Annotated in this window: 22 protein-coding genes and 1 pseudogene; 12 read left to right on the forward strand and 11 right to left on the reverse strand. The window is 66.9% G+C overall.

Annotation, left to right across the window (positions count from 1 at the left end; all coding sequences use genetic code 11):
- Positions 1-191 precede the first annotated feature (191 nt).
- The 11 genes from AC2SGK_RS15555 (at position 192) to AC2SGK_RS15605 (ending at position 11,478) form a co-directional block, all read left to right on the forward strand.
- The gene (locus AC2SGK_RS15555; protein ID WP_299912662.1) at positions 192-1,208 is read left to right on the forward strand and encodes an IS1380 family transposase; all 1,017 of its coding nucleotides are present in this window, start codon (positions 192-194) and stop codon (positions 1,206-1,208) included.
- Positions 1,209-1,474: 266 nt separating this feature from the next.
- Positions 1,475-1,963 (forward strand): hypothetical protein, encoded by a 489-nt coding sequence (locus AC2SGK_RS15560; protein ID WP_488324414.1) that lies wholly within the window; start codon positions 1,475-1,477, stop codon positions 1,961-1,963.
- On the forward strand, positions 1,960-4,152 hold the full coding sequence (locus AC2SGK_RS15565) for a NosR/NirI family protein (RefSeq protein ID WP_174212933.1): 2,193 nt from the start codon (positions 1,960-1,962) through the stop codon (positions 4,150-4,152). The genes AC2SGK_RS15560 and AC2SGK_RS15565 overlap by 4 nt, the downstream gene beginning before the upstream one ends.
- Positions 4,153-4,178: 26 nt before the next feature.
- Positions 4,179-6,140, forward strand: a complete 1,962-nt coding sequence (nosZ, locus tag AC2SGK_RS15570; RefSeq protein WP_299912668.1) for a TAT-dependent nitrous-oxide reductase — start codon at positions 4,179-4,181, stop codon at positions 6,138-6,140.
- Between the two features lie 5 nt (positions 6,141-6,145).
- Positions 6,146-7,474: a nitrous oxide reductase family maturation protein NosD gene (locus AC2SGK_RS15575; protein WP_174212931.1), complete on the forward strand. Its 1,329-nt coding sequence runs from the start codon at positions 6,146-6,148 to the stop codon at positions 7,472-7,474.
- Positions 7,440-8,336, forward strand: a complete 897-nt coding sequence (locus tag AC2SGK_RS15580; protein ID WP_174212930.1) for an ABC transporter ATP-binding protein — start codon at positions 7,440-7,442, stop codon at positions 8,334-8,336. Before AC2SGK_RS15575 ends, AC2SGK_RS15580 begins: the two co-directional genes overlap by 35 nt.
- Positions 8,333-9,154 (forward strand): ABC transporter permease, encoded by an 822-nt coding sequence (locus tag AC2SGK_RS15585; protein WP_174212929.1) that lies wholly within the window; start codon positions 8,333-8,335, stop codon positions 9,152-9,154. The genes AC2SGK_RS15580 and AC2SGK_RS15585 overlap by 4 nt, the downstream gene beginning before the upstream one ends.
- A 2-nt stretch (positions 9,155-9,156) precedes the next feature.
- On the forward strand, positions 9,157-9,714 hold the full coding sequence (locus AC2SGK_RS15590; protein WP_488324442.1) for a nitrous oxide reductase accessory protein NosL: 558 nt from the start codon (positions 9,157-9,159) through the stop codon (positions 9,712-9,714).
- A gap of 4 nt (positions 9,715-9,718) precedes the next feature.
- Positions 9,719-10,624: an FAD:protein FMN transferase gene (locus AC2SGK_RS15595; RefSeq protein WP_174212928.1), complete on the forward strand. Its 906-nt coding sequence runs from the start codon at positions 9,719-9,721 to the stop codon at positions 10,622-10,624.
- A gap of 12 nt (positions 10,625-10,636) precedes the next feature.
- Positions 10,637-11,050 (forward strand): c-type cytochrome, encoded by a 414-nt coding sequence (locus tag AC2SGK_RS15600; protein ID WP_174212927.1) that lies wholly within the window; start codon positions 10,637-10,639, stop codon positions 11,048-11,050.
- Positions 11,051-11,181: 131 nt separating this feature from the next.
- Positions 11,182-11,478: a hypothetical protein gene (locus tag AC2SGK_RS15605; protein ID WP_165016634.1), complete on the forward strand. Its 297-nt coding sequence runs from the start codon at positions 11,182-11,184 to the stop codon at positions 11,476-11,478.
- Here the strand turns inward: AC2SGK_RS15605 and AC2SGK_RS15610 are convergent.
- The 10 genes and pseudogenes from AC2SGK_RS15610 to AC2SGK_RS15655 form a co-directional block, all read right to left on the reverse strand.
- Positions 11,475-11,804, reverse strand: coding sequence for a UvrD-helicase domain-containing protein (locus AC2SGK_RS15610; RefSeq protein WP_206677640.1), 330 nt, complete (start codon positions 11,802-11,804; stop codon positions 11,475-11,477). The genes AC2SGK_RS15605 and AC2SGK_RS15610 overlap by 4 nt on opposite strands.
- Positions 11,805-11,849: 45 nt before the next feature.
- Entirely contained in the window at positions 11,850-12,518 is a 669-nt protein-coding gene (locus AC2SGK_RS15615; protein ID WP_488324415.1) for an RES family NAD+ phosphorylase, read from the reverse strand.
- 17 nt (positions 12,519-12,535) lie between these two features.
- Positions 12,536-12,949 carry an MbcA/ParS/Xre antitoxin family protein gene (locus AC2SGK_RS15620; RefSeq protein WP_174212926.1) on the reverse strand — a complete coding sequence of 138 codons (414 nt, stop codon included), beginning with the start codon at positions 12,947-12,949 and terminating at the stop codon, positions 12,536-12,538.
- A gap of 58 nt (positions 12,950-13,007) precedes the next feature.
- Positions 13,008-13,685 carry a hypothetical protein gene (locus tag AC2SGK_RS15625; RefSeq protein ID WP_174212925.1) on the reverse strand — a complete coding sequence of 226 codons (678 nt, stop codon included), beginning with the start codon at positions 13,683-13,685 and terminating at the stop codon, positions 13,008-13,010.
- Positions 13,682-14,254, reverse strand: a complete 573-nt coding sequence (locus AC2SGK_RS15630) for a DNA methyltransferase (protein WP_488324416.1) — start codon at positions 14,252-14,254, stop codon at positions 13,682-13,684. Before AC2SGK_RS15630 ends, AC2SGK_RS15625 begins: the two co-directional genes overlap by 4 nt.
- A 46-nt stretch (positions 14,255-14,300) precedes the next feature.
- A pseudogene (locus AC2SGK_RS15635) lies at positions 14,301-14,765 on the reverse strand (DNA cytosine methyltransferase); the annotation flags it as partial.
- Between the two features lie 5 nt (positions 14,766-14,770).
- Positions 14,771-15,778, reverse strand: coding sequence for a helix-turn-helix domain-containing protein (locus AC2SGK_RS15640; RefSeq protein WP_488324417.1), 1,008 nt, complete (start codon positions 15,776-15,778; stop codon positions 14,771-14,773).
- Entirely contained in the window at positions 15,775-16,170 is a 396-nt protein-coding gene (locus tag AC2SGK_RS15645) for a VRR-NUC domain-containing protein (RefSeq protein WP_155065512.1), read from the reverse strand. Before AC2SGK_RS15645 ends, AC2SGK_RS15640 begins: the two co-directional genes overlap by 4 nt.
- Positions 16,167-16,406 carry a hypothetical protein gene (locus tag AC2SGK_RS15650; RefSeq protein ID WP_488324418.1) on the reverse strand — a complete coding sequence of 80 codons (240 nt, stop codon included), beginning with the start codon at positions 16,404-16,406 and terminating at the stop codon, positions 16,167-16,169. Before AC2SGK_RS15650 ends, AC2SGK_RS15645 begins: the two co-directional genes overlap by 4 nt.
- Positions 16,406-16,663 (reverse strand): helix-turn-helix domain-containing protein, encoded by a 258-nt coding sequence (locus tag AC2SGK_RS15655; protein ID WP_068767734.1) that lies wholly within the window; start codon positions 16,661-16,663, stop codon positions 16,406-16,408. The genes AC2SGK_RS15650 and AC2SGK_RS15655 overlap by 1 nt, the downstream gene beginning before the upstream one ends.
- Positions 16,664-17,236: 573 nt before the next feature.
- On the opposite strand from AC2SGK_RS15655, the gene AC2SGK_RS15660 reads away from it, so the two are divergent.
- Positions 17,237-18,502 carry a tyrosine-type recombinase/integrase gene (locus AC2SGK_RS15660; RefSeq protein ID WP_488324419.1) on the forward strand — a complete coding sequence of 422 codons (1,266 nt, stop codon included), beginning with the start codon at positions 17,237-17,239 and terminating at the stop codon, positions 18,500-18,502.
- Positions 18,503-18,527: 25 nt separating this feature from the next.
- On the opposite strand, the gene AC2SGK_RS15665 is transcribed toward AC2SGK_RS15660, so the two are convergent.
- A complete protein-coding gene (locus AC2SGK_RS15665; RefSeq protein ID WP_488324420.1) occupies positions 18,528-19,127 on the reverse strand; it encodes a hypothetical protein in 600 nt (199 codons plus the stop codon).
- Between the last annotated feature and the right edge of the window lie 481 nt (positions 19,128-19,608).

The raw sequence follows: 19,608 nt of genomic DNA on the forward strand, positions 1-19,608 counted from the left end.
GTAGCGGGCGGGCTTGGGCTTGCTCATGCTGCCCATCTAACCGCATGGATTCACCAAGTGAATCCTTCACGGGGAGAGTTCTGCAACAACGCCGTTCAGATATCGGGCGATCTCAGCTACCAAGCTGATCTGTGAGTACACTCGTTTCTTTCGGCGCTCAGTAAGGTCGAAAGTTTGGCTCGAGGACGCACGTGCAGCGTCGGTTGGGACGGTTCGAGACCGAGACGCTGGCTCTGGCCGCGAACCGGGCGGCGCTGGCCGATCTGAACGGCCAATGGATCGACCGGTTTCATGACCGCAACGGGTTGCAATACATCGTGCTGGACATGGACAGCTCGGTCAGCCCCACCCACGGCGATCAGGAAGGTGCTGCCTGGAACGGGCATTTCGACTGCACCTGCTATCACCCCATCTTCTTGTTCAACCAGTTTGGCATGCTGGAGCGCTGCGCCCTGCGTAACGGCAATGTCCACAGCGCCGATGGCTGGCGGGATGTCCTTGATCCCGTCATTGCCCGATATGCTGGCCGCGACCTTGGTGGACGCTTCTTCCGGGCCGACGCTGCCTACGCGATCCCCGCGATCTATATGCGGCTGGAAGAAGCCAGGTTCTTCTACGCCATCCGTCTGCCCGCCAACGCCGTCTTGCGCGAGAAGATCGCGCATCGGCTGACACGGCCCGTGGGACGGCCTTCGCTGACCAAGGTCAAACGGTTCTTCGAGGACTTCGAGTATCAGGCGGCGTCCTGGGACAAGCCGCGCCGCGTCATCGCCAAGATCGAATGGCATCCGGGCGAGCTGTTCCCCAAAGTCGGCTTCATCGTCACCAACCTGCCGATGGAGCCAGACTGGGTGGTGAGGTTCTACAACCAGCGCGGCACCGCAGAGCAGCACATCAAGGAAGGCAAATATGCCTTTCGCTGGACGCGGCTGTCATGCCGGAAGTTCCGGCACAACGAGGTGCGGCTGCAACTGCACGCGCTGGCCTACAACCTGGCAACCTTCCTCCGCTGCATCGAACTGCCCGAGGCCATGGCGGACTGGTCGTTGACCAGCCTGCAACTCAAGCTGATCAAGATCGGCGCCCGCGTCGTCCGCCACGCCCGCGCCATTACCTTCCAGTTGGCCGAGGTCGCCGTCACCGGCCCGATGGTGCGGGCCGTCCTTGCCGCCATCCGCCGTCTTCGAACGCCTCCGTCATGCGCATGACCACGATCCATGCCCAAGCTGAACGAAAGCGGCAGGACAGGTCCGTCTGCCGCGCGGAAAAGCGGCTCTGCCGGGCCAGAATGCTGCGGGTTCGAGGCTTGATCCACCCGACTTCGGCCGTTTGCGCGACGACAGACACCGCTCGGGGCGAAAAACGCTTGCCCAGCGAGCAAAATCAGGCGATCTTGAAGTCAAGCGGCAGGCCACTTGGGGAATGTCGGTCTATATCAGTTTCATATTTTCCCCCTACCGCTAACAATCGATCCATGACCCGTGCCCTGACCCGATTCCTTTGCCTTTTGGCCCTGTTGGCGGTCGCGCTTTACGGCGCGGCGGCCGGCGCCATGGTGGCCAGGGGACCGGCGATGGAGATGGTCATCTGCTCCGAGGGCGGGATCGCCACCGTTCTGCTGGACGCCAAGGGCGATCCGGTCGATTCCTCGGACTGCTTCCACTGCCCGGACTGCCTTGTCCTGGCTTTCGGACTGCCGGCCGGCCCCGCAGCGGAAAAGGCCCCGCCGCGCCCGGCCCGGATGCTGGCCCCGGCCGCCCCGGCCGTCTTGCCCGCGCCCCGGATCCACCTTCGCCCCTTGTCCCGCGGCCCCCCGGCTGCGCAGGTCCAAGCGCTTGATCCCGGTCAATTCTGCGGCTCCTTGCCGCAGACCCGGGCTTTCGCCGAACCTCTTGAGTTTGGTCAAGCCATCGGTCCCTGTGCGATGGCAGGCAGCGGGCAACGCCAACGGGTTGCCCTATGAATACGCTCGTCCGACTGATCCTCCTTGTCCTCGCCCTGCTGTGTCCGCTGCCCGCGCTGGCGCAAAGCGTGCTGCCCGAATGGCTGGGCAAGGTGCCCGCGGCCGAACTGGTGGAAGGCGCCGACGGCTACGGCCCGATCCGCGAGGACCTGCCGGTCGCCCCGGTGCTGAAGGGCGGCGAGACCATCGGCTGGGCCTTCGTCACCTCGGATTTCGTCGGCACCACCGGCTATTCCGGCAAGCCGATCCATACCCTCGTCGCGGTGGACCCGCAGGCGCGGATCATCGGCATGGATCTGGTCAAGCATTCCGAGCCGATCGTGCTGATCGGCATCCCCGAGGCCAAGATCAAGGCGCTGGTCGACAGCTACATCGGTCTCGACCTGGTGGCCGAGGCGAATTCGGGCGGCACCGCGCATGACGTGGACATCATCTCGGGCGCCACCGTCACGGTGATGGTGATCGACGATTCCATCGTGCGGTCCGGCCTGAAGGCGGCGCGGGCGCTTGGCCTTGGCGGGTTGCAGCCCGAGTCGGCGGCGCAGGGGCCGGCCTTCGAGATCAACCCCGATGCCCCGGTTCCCGCCAGCTGGATGGAGATGGAGGGCGACGGCACCCTGCGCCGGCTGTCGCTGGACGTGGGCCAGGTCAACGCCGCCTTCGCCGCGCTGGACGACAAGCGCGCCGCCGAGCGCGCGCTGACCGAGGCGCCGGAAACCACCTTCATCGAGATGCAGGCGGCGCTGGTCTCGGTTCCCGCCATCGGCGAGGCCATGCTGGGCGAGGCCGAACAGGCCAACCTGCAGAACTGGCTGCAACCGGGCGAACATGCGCTGGTCGTCGTCGGCCGCGGGCTCTACAGCTTCAAGGGCTCGGGCTATGTCCGCGGCGGCATCTTCGACCGGATCGTGCTGATCCAGGACGACGTGTCGGTCCGCTTCCGCGACCGCCAGCACCGCCGGCTGGGCAGCATCGCGGCCGAGGGACACCCGGAATTCACCGAGGCCGACCTGTTCAAGATCCCGGCCGACGTGGGCTTCGACCCGACCAAGCCGTTCCGCATCCAGCTTCTGGTGCAGCGCGAGGTCGGGCCGATCGAGAAGCTGTTCACCACCTTCGACCTGGGCTACCAGCTGCCGCCGCAATACCTGCGCGCCGTGGCGGCCACCGCCCCCGCCGAGGTGCCCGAAGTGGCCGCCGCCGTCGCCGACCGCGACGAGGACACCGCGCAGGCCGAGCTGTGGAAGCGGATCTGGACCGATTCCAAGCTGAAGATCGCCGTCCTAGGCGCCATGCTGGCGGTGCTGACCGGAGTGTTCTTCTTCCAGAGCTTCGCGGTCAGGCACGAACGCCGGTTCTACTGGTTCCGCATGGCCTATCTGGCGGTCACGCTGGTGGTGCTGGGCTGGATGTTCAACGCCCAGCTTTCGGTGGTGAACCTGATGGCGTTGTTCGGCAGCCTGATGACCGGGTTCAGCTGGCAGGCGTTCCTTCTCGACCCGCTGACCTTCATCCTGTGGTTCTCGGTCGCCGCTGCGCTCTTGTTCTGGGGCCGCGGGGCCTATTGCGGCTGGCTCTGCCCCTTCGGCGCCTTGCAGGAGATCACCAACCACATCGCCCGAAAGCTGCGGGTGCCGCAATGGACGTTGCCCTGGGGCCTGCACGAAAGGCTCTGGCCGGTCAAATACATGATCTTCCTCGGCCTCTTCGGCGCGTCGCTGGTCAGCATCGAGCAGGCCGAGCATCTGGCGGAAGTGGAGCCGTTCAAGACCGCGATCATCCTGAAGTTCATGCGCGCCTGGCCCTTCGTGGCCTATGCCGCCGCGCTGCTGATCGCCGGGCTGTTCGTGGAACGGTTCTACTGCCGCTATCTCTGCCCGCTGGGCGCGGCGCTGGCGATCCCGGCGCGGCTGCGGATGTTCGACTGGCTGAAGCGCTACCACGAATGCGGCAACCCCTGCCAGACCTGCGCCCATGAATGCCCGGTCCAGTCGATCCACCCGACCGGAGAGATCAACCCGAACGAGTGCATCAACTGCCTGCATTGCCAGGTGCTGTATCAGTCCGAAACCAAATGCCCCGTCGTCATCAGAAAGCTGAAGCGGCGGGAGAAACTGGCGGAAAGCACTCCGCCGACTCTGGGGCGGCCGCCTGCCGGGCATCCCAACGCCGCCCGCACCGCAGTCTGACAAAATTCAACCGAAGGAGTTCGATCATGGAATCGAAGGATACGAAAGGTCTCAGCCGCCGCGGCCTGCTTGGCGCCGGCGCCGGCGGTGCCGCCCTGGGCGCGCTTGGCGGGCGCCTCGCGCTCGGCCCTGCGGCCCTGGGCCTGGGCGCCGCGGCCGGCCTGACCGCCGGCAGCTCGACCGCCGCGCTGGCGGCCGGCGCGGACGGCGGCATCGCGCCCGGCCAGCTGGACGACTACTACGGCTTCTGGTCCTCGGGCCAGACCGGCGAGATGCGCATCCTCGGCATCCCCTCGATGCGCGAACTGATGCGCGTTCCGGTGTTCAACCGCTGCTCGGCCACCGGCTGGGGTTCGACCAACGAATCGCTGCGCATCCACCAGCGCACGATGACCGAGAAGACCAAGAAGCAGCTGGCTGCCAACGGCAAGAAGATCCACGACAACGGCGACCTGCACCACGTCCACATGTCGTTCACCGACGGCAAGTACGACGGCAAGTACCTGTTCATGAACGACAAGGCCAATACCCGAGTCGCCCGGGTGCGCTGCGACGTCATGAAGACCGACGCGATCCTGGAAATCCCGAACGCCAAGGCGATCCACGGTTTGCGGCCGCAAAAGTTTCCTGGCACCAAGTATATCTTCTGCAACGGCGAGGACGAGGCTCCGCTGGTCAACGACGGGACGACGATGCAGGACGTCTCGACCTATGTGAACGTCTTCACCGCCGTGGATGCTGAAGCGATGCTGCCCGCCTGGCAGGTCATGGTCTCGGGTAACCTGGACAACTGCGACGCGGATTACGAAGGCAAATGGGCGTTCTCGACCTCGTACAACTCGGAAATGGGGATGACGCTGGCCGAAATGACTGCAGCCGAGATGGACCATGTCGTAATCTTCAACATCGCCGCAATCGAAGCAGCAGTTGCAGCGGGCGAGGGGCAGGAGCTGAACGGCGTCCGCATTCTGGACGGAAGAAAGGAAGCGAAAAGCCAGTTCACCCGCTATGTCCCGATCGCCAACAACCCGCACGGCTGCAACATGGCGCCGGACAAGAAGCACCTCTGCATTGCCGGCAAGCTCTCGCCCACTGTCACCGTGCTGGATGTGACGAAGTTCGACACCCTGTTCGACAGTGATGTCGATCCGCGCAGCGTCGTCGTGGCGGAGCCCGAGCTTGGCCTTGGCCCGCTGCACACCGCCTTTGACGGGCGGGGCTTTGCCTACACCTCGCTCTTTCTCGATAGCCAGGTGGTCAAGTGGAGCATCGAGGACGCGATCAAGGCCTATGCCGGTGAGGCGGTGGACCCGATCAAAGACAAGGTCGATGTGCAGTACCAGCCCGGCCACCTGAAGACGGTGATGGGCGAGACGCTGGAGGCTGAAAGCAACTGGCTGGTCTGCCTGTGCAAGTTCAGCAAGGATCGCTTCCTGAACGTGGGTCCGCTGAAGCCAGAGAACGACCAGCTGATCGACATCTCGGGCGACAAGATGGTCGTGGTGCACGACGGCCCGAACTTCGCCGAGCCGCATGACGCCATTGCCGTGGCGGCGTCGAAGCTGAACCCGCTGTCGGTCTGGAACCGCCAGGACCCGATGTGGGCCGAAACCCGCAAGCAGGCCGAAGCGGACGGGGTGAATCTGGACGACTGGCAGGACATGGTGATCCGCGACAAGGACGACCCGAAGAAGGTCCGCGTCTACATGTCCAGCCAGGCGCCGAACTTTGCCTTGGAAAGCTTCACGGTGAAGGAAGGCGACGAGGTCACCGTGATCGTTACCAACCTGGACGACATCGACGACCTGACGCACGGCTTCACCATGGGCAACCACGGTGTCGCGATGGAGATCGGGCCGCAGGCGACGTCGTCGGTGACTTTCACCGCCGCCAATGCTGGGGTCTACTGGTACTACTGCCAGTGGTTCTGCCATGCCCTGCACATGGAGATGCGCGGCCGGATGTTCGTGGAACCCAGGGACGCCTGAGACCGATGCTGCGCGCCCTGATCCTTGCGCTGGCCTGCCTGGCCCCGCCCGCCTGGGCGCGGGACCTGCAGGTCGTGCCCGGGCCGGGCGCGCTGGCCGAAGCCGTCGCCGGGGCCTCCCCCGGCGATGTGCTAATCCTCTCCGACGGGGCCTATCCGGGCCCCGTCACCATCGACCGCAGCCTGACTGTGCGCGGCCCGCGCGGCGCCGTGGTGGACGGCGGCGGGCAGGGCACCGTGATCACCGTCACCGCGCCAGACGTGGTGCTGGAAGGCTTCACCGTCACCGGATCGGGCAAGGTGAACGCCGACCTCGACGCCGGGGTGAAGATCCTGAAGGGCGCCGACCGGGTGCTGGTGACAGGGCTTTACCTGACCGACAACATGCATGGCGTCGACATCCACGGCGGCCGCGACGTGCGCGTCGCCGGCAATGTGATCGAGGGCCGGCAGGACCCGCGGATGAACGAACGCGGCAACGGCGTCTATGTCTGGAACAGCCCCGGCGCGCTGGTCGAGGGCAACGACATCCGCTGGGGCCGCGACGGCATCTTCTCGAACACCTCGAAGGACAGCACCTACCGCGGCAACCTGTTCCGCGACCTGCGCTTTGCCGTCCATTTCATGTATACCCACCGCACCGAGGTGATCGACAACATTTCGATCGGCAACCACCTCGGCTTCGCCATCATGAACTCGGACCGGGCGGTGGTGCGCGGCAACCTCAGCTTGGGCGACCGCGAGCACGGGGTGATGCTCAACTACACCAACAATTCCGATGTCACCGGCAACCTGGTCCGGGGCGGCACCAAGAAGTGCCTGTTCGTCTACAACGCCCACAAGAACCTTGTCGTCGGCAACCGCTTCCAGGACTGCGGCATCGGCATCCATTTCACCGCCGGGTCGGAACGCAACGTGCTGACCGGCAATGCCTTCCTCGGCAACCAGGAGCAGGTGAAATACGTCGGCACCCGTTTCCTGGAGTGGAGCTTCGAGGGCCGCGGCAACTACTGGTCGGACCATCCGGCCTTCGACCTGAACGGCGACGGCATCGCCGACGGGGTGTTCCGCCCCAACGACCTGATGGACCATATCCTGTGGTCCCAGCCCGCGGCCAAGCTGCTGACCGGCGCGCCCTCGGTGCAGTTGATCCGCTGGTCGCAATCGAATTTCCCGGCCACGCTGCCCGGCGGCGTGGTCGACAGCCACCCGCTGATGGCACCCATCGCCATCCCCGTTCCAGAAGACATCGCCGCGATGGAGGCCCTGGTGGCCGGCCGTTGGGCGCAAGGCAATTTCGATGACATCGACGCTGAAAATCTCGGCACTCACTAAGCGCTTCGCCGAGGTGGCGGCGCTGACCGAGGTGTCGCTGACCGTCGCGGCCGGCGAGCGCGTGGCGCTTCTGGGTCACAACGGCGCAGGCAAGTCGACGATGATGAAGATCATCCTCGGCCTGATCCCCGCCACCGCCGGGCAGGTGGAGGTCTGCGGCGCCGCGCCGGGCAGCGCCGGGGCGCGGCGGCAGGTGGCCTACCTGCCCGAGAACGCCGCCTTCCACCCCGCCCTGACCGGGCTGGAGCAGATGCGGCACTACCTGTCGCTGCGCGGCGAAAGCCCGTCGAAGGCGATGGAGCTGCTGGAGCAGGTCGGCCTCGGTCCTGCCGCCCGCCGCCGCATCGGCACCTATTCCAAGGGGATGCGCCAGCGCGTCGGCCTGGCCCAGACCCTGATCGGCACGCCGCGACTGCTGGTTCTGGACGAGCCGACCTCGGGCCTCGATCCCGTCTCGCGGCGCGACTTCTACGCGCTCTTGGACGGGCTGGCGGCGCGGGGGGCCTCGATCCTGCTCAGCAGCCATGCGCTGACCGAGGTGGAGGCGCGGACCGACCGCATCCTGATCCTGTCGAAGGGCCGGATGGTGGCCGAGGGCAGTCTGGCCGACCTGCGCCGCCGCGCCGACCTGCCGGTGATGCTGCACGTCACCCCGCGTCCGGGCGCGGGCGAGGCCGTCGCCGCCGCGCTGCCGGGGGCGGAACCCCGGGCCGACGGGCTGGTTCTGTCCTGCGGGCAGGGCGAGAAGCTGGCGATGCTGGCGCGCATTGCCGCGCTTGGCGATCTGGTCGCCGACCTGGACGTGGCCCCGCCCAGTCTGGAGGACCTCTACAGCCATTTCAGCAAGAGGGACGGGCAATGAGCCGCATCCTCGCCACCGCCGGAACCGAATTCCGCATCGCGCTGCGCAACCGCTGGGTCGCCATCGCCATGGTGCTGATGGCGCTGTTCTCGCTGGTGCTGGCCGCCGCCGGATCGGCCCCCACCGGGGGCCTCGGCGTGGACAGGCTGTCGGTCATCGTCGCCTCGCTGACCTCGCTGGCGGTCTATCTGGTGCCGTTGCTGGCGCTGCTGATGAGCTTCGACGCCATCGCCGGGGAACTGGAGCGCGGCACGCTGCCGCTGCTGCTGACCTATCCCGTCAGCCGGGCCGAGGTGCTGGCGGGCAAGCTGATCGCCCATCTGGCGGTGCTGGCGCTGGCCTGCGCCGTGGGCTACGGGCTGGCCGCCGCCGCTGCCCTCTGGGCCGATCCCGCGGCCAGCGCCGGCTTGCCCGCAATGCTGCGGCTCCTGGCAACCTCGGTCCTGCTGGGGGCCACCTTCATCGGCATCGGTTACGCCCTTTCCGCCCTGTCCCGCCGCCCCTCCGGCGCCGCCGGGCTGGCGGTCGGGCTGTGGCTGGGGCTGGTGGTGCTTTACGACCTCGGCCTCCTTGCCGCCATCGTCGCCGACAACGGCGGCTGGTTCACCGTCCACGGCTTCCCCGCCGCCCTGCTGGCCAACCCGGCCGATGCCTTCCGGCTCTACAACCTGTCCGCCTCCGAGGCGACGGCGGCGGCGGCGGGCGTGGGCGGCGCGGCGGCCACGGTGCCGGTCTGGCAATCCCTGACCTCGATCCTGCTCTGGCCGGTGCTGGCGCTGGCGCTGGCCATCGCCGCCTTCCGAAAGGTGATCCCATGACCCTGAAACGCGCGCTGATCTTCGTGCTGGCGCTGGCGGCCTGCCGCGAGGAAGTGACCCAGAACACCGATCCGGTGGAACTTACCCCCGAGGCGGTGGGTTACTTCTGCCAGATGAATATGCTGGAACATCCCGGCCCGAAGGGGCAGGCGCATCTTGAAGGATTGCCCGGCACGCCGCTGTTCTTCAGCCAGGTCCGCGACGTGGTGGCCTATGTGCGGATGCCCGAGCAGAGCCACCGCATCCTCGCCCTCTGGGTCAGCGACATGGGCGCCCCCGGCGCGACTTGGGACGACCCCGGCGCCGCCAACTGGATCGACGCCACGACTGCCTTCTATGTCGTCGGCGCCGCCATCGAGGGCGGCATGGGCGAACAGGAATTCGTCCCCTTCGCCGACCGCGACGAGGCCCGCGCCTTCGCCGAGGCCAACGGCAGCAGCGTGATGCGGCTTGCCGAGATTCCCGACGCGCTGGTGATCCCGCCCGAACAGCCGGATACCGGCGAAGACCCGGATTACGAACGCCGCCTGCGCGACCTGTCCGACCAGACCGGAGGATGACCCGATGCTGAGCCGCCGCCGCTTCCTTGCCATCTCCGCCGCCTGCTGCCTGCCCGTGCCGGCGCTGGCGCAAGAACTGCATGTCGCCACCGGGCAGGCGCTCGGCGCCCGCGTCACCCTGCGGCTGTCGCATCCCGACGCCGCCGCCATCGCCGCCCGCGCCTTGGCCGAGATTTCCCGGCTGGAGCAGGTGTTCAGCCTCTACCGCACTGATTCGGCGCTGATGCGGCTGAATGCCTCCGGCACGCTGGAGGTCCCGCCCTTCGAGTTGCTGGAATGCCTGACGCTGGCCGGGGCGGTCCATGCCGCCAGCGGCGGGCTGTTCGACCCGACGGTGCAGCCGCTGTGGGCGCTCTACGCCGAAACTGCGGTGCAGGGCCGCCTGCCGACCGAGGACGAACGCAAGGCTGCGCTGGCGCGGACCGGCTGGCAGAACCTGCGGATCGGCCCCGACCGGATCGCGCTGGCGCCCGGCATGGCGCTGACGCTGAACGGCATCGCGCAGGGCTACATCGCCGACCGGGTGGCCGCGCTGCTGGAGGCCGAAGGGCTGGCCGACATCCTGATCGACACCGGCGAGTTCCGCGCCCTCGGCGGCGATCCGCGCGGCGGCGACTGGCCGGTGCATCTGGCCGAAGGAGGGCAGGTCGGCCTGCGCGGCCGGGCGCTGGCGACCTCTTCCCCGCTCGGCACCACCTTCGATGCCGCGGGCCGGGTCGGCCATATCCTCGACCCGCGCACCGGCACCCCCGCCGTCCCGGTCTGGCGGGCGGTCAGCATCTCGGCCCCCTCCGCCGCGCTGGCGGACGCGCTGTCCACCGCCGCCTGCCTGATGGAAGTCAAGGCGGGCATCGAAACCCTATGCGAGAAATTCGCCGAAACCAGACCCGAATCCATAACGCCAGCCTGAAAGGACCAAACCATGATCCTCCGAGTCAGCACCACGACCCTTGCCTTCCTCGCCCTCGCCCTGCCGGCCCTTGCCCAGGGCGACGCCGAGAAAGGCGCCAAGGAATTCAACAAGTGCAAGTCCTGCCATGCCATCGTCGATCCCGAGGGCAACGCGGTCGTCAAGGGCGGCAAGACCGGCCCCAACCTCTGGGGTGTCGTCGGCCGTCAGGTGGCCTCGGACCCCGACTTCAAATACGGCGACTCCATCCTGTCGGTCGGCGCGGCCGGCAAGATCTGGGACGAGGCTTCGCTGGTCGAATACACCAAGGACCCCGCCGCCTGGCTGAAGGCCGAGACCGGCGATGACGCCGCCAAGTCGAAAATGACCTTCAAGCTGAACAAGGGCAACGAGGACGTGGCCGCCTACCTGGCTACCATGAAGTGACCCCGGTCCCCGCGCGCCCTTGGGGTGCGCGGGCCGCTTTCCGGCCTCCTGCCGGGACTGTTCCCTTGCGGCTTGAAAATGTTCCCTGTTCGTTCTATATCAGGGGGCCGATCAGCAAAGGGAGTTCCGCCATGGAAGACCCCGATTTCCCCCTGTCCCCCACCCCGCGGCAGATGGCCTATGCCCGCTCGCTCGCGCTGCGGAACCAGACGCTCCTGCCCTGGGAGGTGCAGCGCGACCGCCGCAGCCTCTCGGCCTGGATCGACGCGCAGGCGCGGCTGCGGCCGCTGTCGCCCACCGATCGGCTGCCCAGTTCCAAGCAGGTGGCCTTCGCCGAGCGGCTGGCCCGGATCAAGCGCCGCGCGGTGCCGGAGGAATGCTTCCGCGACAAGGGGCTGATGTCGAAATGGATCGACGGCAACCGTTAGGGGGCGGCCCTGCCGCGGCCTTCCGTCGCCCGGACCGCGGCGGATTTGATGTGAAATGTCCCGAGGTACATCTCATTCAGATTGAAACTGATTTCCAGTTCAGAGAGCCGGTTCGATATCCGGGTGGTCAGCTCTCGGGCCGCCTTGTCAGTGAATGTGACGACGAGCAGGCTTTCCGGGGCGATCTTCTTCTCAATGATCAGATGAACAATTCGTTCCACCAAGGTGAATGTCTTGCCCGAACCTGGGCCCGCGATGATTAGTACGGGTCCATCCACAGCCTCAATAGCGTCAAGCTGGTTTGGATTTACGGATGTGCTGGACAAGCTCTTTCGAGTCATGGGTGCGCAACAGAACTGCTAAAGGGTGTGCTATGCAACTTGAATGATTTCCTTGGTTTCGATGTTCCTGACATAGTCGACAGCCGTCCCGTTCCAGTGATAGGCGAAATGCGCGCCTTGGGTGGGGATAGGGATCACGTCGGGCCAAAAGACGGCGATGCATTGACCATCGGGATAGCGGATGCTGGGCCAAGTGATGCCGTTTGACCCGGCTGCGCGCCGCTCGGCCCCGAAGACCTGCGAGGCGCGGTAATCGTCGGGATCCAGTAGATCGGCACGGCCGGTGGCGTCGTCCAGATCGGCATCGATGGACCCGATCAGTTCGCGGAACTGCGACGTCCAGCCGGGGGCCTCGTTCGTGGAACGCATGAAGCGGGCGTGGTGGTGGATGGTTTCGGCGATGGCCACTTCGGTGCGGTCGCCCGCATAATAGAGGCCGAAACTGCCGTCTGAGAACCGCCCCGGCCGCAGGGGCGAGCAATGGACGAAAGGCGCCATGACCCAGCTCGCGCCGGGCCCGGTCACGCGGCGCGCGACCGGCACCTTCGACAGATCACCGATGCTGTCGCGGATGCGCGGGTTGAACTTGGCCTCGGCCGAGGCCAACGCCTCCCAATCGGCGGGGTCGGCGATGTCCTCGAACAGGTCGATGGGCGGATGGATGGAGCGGATGATGCGGACAGTGCGTGGCCATGTCACGCGGCGGACAGGCACATTCACCAGGCACCCCGTTCGGCATCCAGATAGGCCCGCAGGTCGATTAGGTCGGTGATCTCGCCCCGCAACATGATGTCCAGCGCGCTGCGGCCACCAAAGGCCGTGCTGGGCTTGCGGATCCACGCATAACCGCGGGCAGGTTCGGTGAAGAGATACCGCAGCGACTTGTGGATGCCCATCAGGATCGCCATCCGCGCGCGCAGGTCCCGGTCGATGCGCCCGATGTCGCCAACCTTCCAGCGCGCCCATGTGCGCTGGGTCATGTCGCCCAAGAGCACGCGCGCCTCAGCGTCCGTCAGGCCCCAGGCGCGGAACAGGTTGACGGTGGTGCGTGCCAGCGCCGCCGCTTCCTCGTCGGTGATGACAGGAAGGTCGGGTCGGGCGATGATCGGCTGGACCGTGGCGAACTGCATGGTCGTTCTCCTTTGGCATCAATATAGTCATTATGTGCCAAAAGGCAATGGCGATCCGTTACCCGGACGGACGCACCCTCGCCCAAGGGGCGGGACGGGGCATCGCCCCTGTCACCTCGACCTCTCGCAGCATCCCGCCCGCGATAAGCCCGTCCCGAACCCAGCCCAGCGCCTGCCGCCAGTCGTCATATCCCCGCCGGGCGGCCTCGATCTGCTGCGGGTGGGGGGAGAATGTGACCGGGCAGGCGAGGATGTCGATTGTCTTCCAAGTGGCGCGCGCATTCGCGCCGCGCACGCGGATGCGTTCGACGCCCACGATGATGGTTCCCGCATGCGTGCCATGCTGGTTCTGCTTCACGATGGTCGGCACGCAGCGCGGCACAGCGCCCGGCATCCAGTCCGGGGTCAGCCCGGCGCGGGCCAGTTCGGCGACGCGGATCGCCATGCGCTTGCCGCCGAGGCTGTCGGGGATCCCGGCGACGGTGGCGGCGATCACCTCGGCGTCCTCGTGGGTGTAGCCGCCGATCTTGTGCTGGCCGCCGTCGATCTTGCAGCCCAGCACGGCGCGTTGGAGGAGGACGTATTCGAGGCCGAAGCCGAAGCCTTCCTCGGTGACGTCCGGGGGCAGGGGCAGTTCCAGCTGCGCCTGTTCGATTCGGAACGCCCATTCCAGCGCCGCCTGCACGCCCAGCGCGCGCTTGATCCTGGTGCCGCTGACGCGGCCGTGGAAACTCATGTCTGCAATCCTTCAAGGAAATCCATCTGCGCCGGGCGCTGGGCCGCATCGGTCGGCCGCCAGATCCACGGGCCGGAGGCCATGGGCAGCTGCGAGAGAGCGCCACGCATGTGCTGCTGCCAGAGGGTGAACTCCGTTGCCGAGCAGGCGCAGAGCGCGTGCCCGATGGGCCAGCCCATCAGCCATCCGACGAAGAGCGGGTTCAGCCGCCGCCGCGACCGGCCCTTCAGGATCCGCCGCGAGGTGACGCGCCCATGCGAGGCAATCATCGAAGCCCAAAGCGGGCGCGAGATCGGGGCGTGCGGCGAGGACCGCCGCCCATCCGGCAAGGTCACCGGGGCCGGGCGGGTGAAGCCCTGTTCCGCCCGGTAGTGCAGCAGGTCCATCCGGGACTTGCCGTCGCTGCGCGTGATGCTGGCCTCGCTCGATCCCTTCCAGTTCTGCGCGGCCGGGGTTGGCCAGTGGTTCGGCAGGGCTTTCGCGATGCCCATCGCCAGCGCCTCGGCCTTCCGGGTAAAGTCGCTGTTGCCGGCCGGGTTGTAGCGGTCGGTGCCGGGATGCAGGCTCATCGGTGTGGGCCAGGATGAAGATGCGCAGCCGTTCATGCGGCGCGCCGACCTCAGCCGCCGAGAACAGGCCCGCCGCAGGCGTATAGCCCAATCCCCAAAGCTCTCGCAGGACGGTCTCGAGGCCGAGGGTGACGTGACCGGCGACGTTCTCGAGGAAGACCCATTCGGGACGGCATTCTCCGATGACCCGGGCGACGTCGGGCCAAAGGTGGCGAGGATCGTCGGCGCCGCCACGTTTCCCGGCCGCGCTGAAGGGCTGGCAAGGGTATCCGGCCAGGACGGCATCGAAGGCGCCGCGGAAGGGCCGGGCATCGAAGCTGCGCAGGTCGGTCCAGATCGGGGCCGGGGCGAAGTATCCCGCGCGCTGGGCGGCGATGAGCACCGCCCTTGGCCAGCTCTCCCATTCGACGAAGGCGCGGGTGTGATAGCCGGGTTCGGCGAGCATGAGGCCCAGATCAAGGCCTCCGCCGCCTGCGCAGAGGGACAATCCGTGCCGGGGACGTGACACCATGTCATTCACCGCACCCCGCGCTCGCGCAGGCGTTCGGCTGTGACCAGCCCGCGGGCCAGCATGGCATCGCGCATCGTGTTGCTGATCGCGCTGACCGGCAAGTACCGGTCGGAATTGACCAGATCGGCGTAGAAGGCGGGCAAGTCGGTGATCGGCTTTGCGGCCGGGGCAGGGGGTGTCTTGGGCGTCCTGCGCTTCCGGCCCACAGCCTCGACCTTGCGCTGGGCTGCGCGCTGCATCACCCGGTCCAGTGCCTTCGGCCCATCGGGCGGTTCGGGATGCTCCTCGCGGCTGGCCTCGGTCGCGGCGATGATCTCTGCCTCGGTCAGCCCCAGTTCGTCGCGCCAGCGCTGAACGTGCTGCCGGGGCGGCCAGCCTTGCCACCAGCCGGGCAGGGCCGCGGGGTCGAGGCCCAGCGCATCGAGCAGGTCCCCGAAAACTTCCTCGGAAATCGCCGCGCGCGCCTGCGCGCCCTCCTCCTCCTTTACTGGTTTACTTAGAGGTTCCCTTACAAGGTTAGTGTCCGAATTCCGGACACGGCTTTCGGGATTTTCCGGACACGGCTCGGCCGGGAAATCGGACACGGCTCCGGCGTCATCCCCGTGTCCGAAATCCGGACACGGCAGGACGTCGGCCATGCCGTCGACATCACAACCATCGGCATCGTCGAGGCTTTCCACGGCGCCGTCGTCCCCGTGTCCGATTTCCGGACGCGGCACCACAGCCACAGGTGTGAAGCCCGGCTCGAACCCCAGGATATAGCGGGTGGGCAGCTGTCGTTTGGTCACGGGATCGAGCCGCGGCACCCGCCGCAGCAGGCCCACGGTCTCGAGCTGGCCAAGGTGATCGTTCAGTGTGGACCGGCTGATCTCGCAGTCATGCGCCAGCCGGTCCTGGGAGGGGAAGCAGCCGTAGTCCGGGTTGAACCGGTCGCAGAGATGCCAGAGCACGATCTTGGTCGTGGGCTTCAACCCGCGCTGCTTGATGGCCCAGTTGGTGGCCTCGTGGCTCATGGGGCGGGCCTCCGCGGGGCCGGGGCGATGCGCGTGGTGAAGCCATGGTCCGCCAGCGCGCCCAGCGCATCGTCGAGGCTGCGCACCAGCGCCCAGCCGAACCTCTGCGCCAGAACGGCATCGCGGAATGCCTCCTGTTCCGGTTGCAGCCGCCCCTTCGGCGCCTTCAACTCGAGGAACAGGACGCGGCCGTCGCAGATCACCATCAGATCGGCGAACCCGGCATGCACGCCCATGCCGACGAGGATGGCCTGGCGCCTGGCCCCGCGGGGCCCGGCCTCGGTCACCTCGTTGGCGCAGTGATGGATGATGGCGGTGCGGGGCAGGGCGATGCGCAGCGCCTGCACGACCGCGCGCTGCAGATCGGCCTCGGGGGTGCCGCGGCGCATCATTGCGCGGCCCTCCCCTGGTCCTCGCGCTGGGCGCGCGCTACCCCCCGCCGCGCATCGACGACGACCAGCAGGCGCTGGGCATCAGCACGTTCGTCCGGGGTCTCGCCATGTTGGGCAAGCACGTTGCAGGCGAGCCGAATCAGGAGATCGCTGTGATGCGCAACGTCGGCGATGACGGCGCGGGCCTCGGCCACACGGTCGGCGGGCCAGGCGGATGTGCAGGGCTGGATGGACATCACCGGCGCCCTCCGGCACGACGGCGGCGCGGGGCTGCCTGTTCCTGTTCCTCCAGCCATTCTTCGACGGCGACGCGGCGGTAATAGACCTTGCGCCCGGCCCGAACGCAGGGTGGACCCGTCCGCATCGCCTCCCAGCGGCGCAGGGTGTCGACCGAAAGGCCGAGTTCCAGCGCGAGGTCGAGGCGGCTGATCCAGCCGACCAGCAGCGAGCGGGGTTTGTCCTTCGGGTCTGGCATCGATCCGAGATGCGGCATCGGGGTCTCCTGGTCCTGGCCCCGAAGATCGGGGACTCTTGCAGGGACCAGTGAGCGCAGAGCCCGAGGGGTGGCGGCGAGGCGGAAGGTGGCGGAAAGGATGCCACCCTTGTGCCACCCCTTGTTTTATTGGGGTTTCCGATGGTGGTCGGGCTGAGCGAGGTGATGTGGGGAGGGCCTGCTAGATGGAGGAAACAGACTCCAAGGCCGCAAACAGGTGCGAACACCCCGATTGACCGTGTTTGACTGGCATTGACGGGCAAAAAGGAGGTGGCACCCGGCACGACACCCCTGCCACCCATTGAATTCCTTGAGGATTTGTCGCTCAGCGGCGCGTTGAAGGCTGGATTTGCGGCGTAATCACCGTGCCTACGGCATCAAACGTCCCATTGCGCCTATCGTCACCAGTCGCGCATCGAGCCGCCCAGCGCCGAAAACCTAAGAAAACAAGGGGTGGCGCGGCTCTGGCATCCTTCCTGCCACCCTCCGCCTCCCCGCCACCTAAGGCGCCATGCTTGCCTTGATAGTCAGGCGAAACCACGCCTCATGTCGGATGCAAGAAGGACCAAAGCCATGCCCGAACGCATCAAGCTGACCGAGAAAGTGCTGCGCGACGCCGAGCCGGTGCCGGGTCGGGACTACCAGATCTTCGACACCGACGTCCGGGGTTTTGCCGCCTGCATCTACCGTGGCGGTGGTCGTGCCTTCACGCTGGATTATCGCCACGCCGGGCGACAGCGCCGGATGACCTTCGGGCGCTGGCCGGAATGGTCTGTGTCGGCGGCCCGGGAAAGGGCCAAGGAACTGCGGCGCGAGATCGACGCCGGGGCCGACCCATTGGGCCAGCGCGAGGCAAAGCGCGAAGCCCCGCGCGTGACAGACCTGATCGAGCGCTACGGAGCCGAGCATCTGCCGAAACTCTCCGCCCGCAGCGCGGCCGACCAGCGGTCGGCGCTGGCCAAGATGGTGGCGCCCGTCTGGGGCCGAAAGCTGGTGACGGAGATCACGCCGACCGACGTCGACAAGCTCCTGACGAAGATCGCCGAGGGCAGGGCGCGGCCGCACAAGGAAAAGCCCAACAACCGGGCGCGCAAGCTGCAGGGCGCGAAGCCTACGCCAGTGCGCGCCAACCGGATCGGCGAGGTGCTGCGCAAGATGTTCATGCTGGCGGTCCAGTGGGGCTGGTGCGAGGACAACCCCGCCCAGCGCTTCCATCGCCGCACCGAGACGCCGCGCGAACGCTTCCTGTCGAAGGAGGAAATCGCCAGCCTCGCCGCCGCGCTCGATGCCGCCGAGGACCGGCGCGCCGCCGACATCATCCGCATGTGCATGTTGACCGGTGCCCGGCTGGGCGAGGTGCGCCAGTCCCGTTTCGAGCAGTTCAACCTCGAACACATGAGCTGGTCGAAGCCGCCCACCATGACGAAACAGCGCCGTGCGCACCGCGTGCCGATTTCAGACGAGACTGCCGCCATCGTGCGCCAGCGCCAGCTACTGGTGCCGAAGGGATCGCCGTGGCTCTTCCCCGGCGACACGCCGGGCCAGCCGGTGCAGGAGGTCCGCCGCTTTTGGGCGCAGGTCCAGAAGCAGTGCGGGTTGCAGGACGTCCGCATCCACGACCTGCGCCACACCTTCGCCTCGCTTCTGGTCAGTGGCGGGGCCTCGCTGGAAATGATCGGCAAGCTGCTGGGTCACAGTCAGATGCAGACCACCCTGCGTTATGCCCACCTGATGGACTCGCCACTGCGCGCCGGGGTCGACGCCGTGGCCAGCGCCTTCCGGCCAAAGCCACGGCTGGTTCATGACGCGGACGATCAGGGCGGCCGAAAGACCGCCTGACCCGGGCCCGCACGGACCCTCGTCATCACGCCTCCTCCCGTCGCAGCGCTCTCCATATTGGCGTTATTCGCCGCCGGATCGAGCGGCTGTCTGGCATCTTCTTGCCGCCCGACCGATCCGCGAACCAGTCCTGCATCTCGGCAACCAGCTCGGCTTGAGTGGCGGGCAAACCATGATCATGGATCCGCACGATCAGGGCGATGTTCATGCCCTCCCAATCGTATGGCGTAGCAGCACCTGGCCCCGCCGCCACCCGCCGCACCATGTCGTTCTCTTCCTCGAAGGCATGTACCTCATCGGCCATGACCATCATGTCCGCGACCGCCACCGTGACCCCGCCGACAGGATCGGTGATGATCTGCCATTGGCTTTTGTCGCCCGTCATGATCCGGCGCACCACGCCCTCGGTCGGGCCGGTCCCGCAGCGGCGGAACAACGGCATGAGGTCCATCGGCGAGAGGACCACCCGACCGGCGACGATCTCCTCGCCGCAACGCACCAGGCCGATGCCGGTCATGATATGGAACTTGCCCGCCGCGGCCCAGCCTGCGACGTCGGCGATGTTGCAGCCCCAGCGGGCCGTGACTTCCTGAAGGGTGTAGTAAACGCGGGGCGGCAAAGCCATGACAGATCATCCTCACATGAACCGAGGACGGGCCGAACTCATACCGCCTGCAGCCCGTGCCGGGGGCGGCACGGGGTCAAGAGATCGGGCGCAACGACGCGAAGGGCGCCGAGGCGCCTTCGGTCAGTACGACTGGTGTTCCGATAGACCTGTTATGCTTTTGGTTGAGGGCTGCTCTCCTCAAGGATGCACCCTGACGCTGGCTTCGATTCGGAGCAAGGGGTTGGCCAGCAGGATGCTGTGGATATCATTCAAGGCTTCGGCGGTCATCCGCTTTGGGCGCCCGACGAACACTACATATAGTGCGCAGTCGGACGTGTGGCATAGGCAGTTCGCTATTGGCGAACTTGGGGCTTGAAATGGCGAACAACGTGCTCTATCTAGCGATCAATGCTCAGGTGAGAGATAGCTGCCATAGGCTGATCGGTTCGCCGATCGAGGAGGCTCCGGCCTCTACCCACTTCGGGGCGTGGCGACCGCA

Source organism: Paracoccus sp. NIOT.M2S5SZ12 (genome assembly GCF_057748165.1).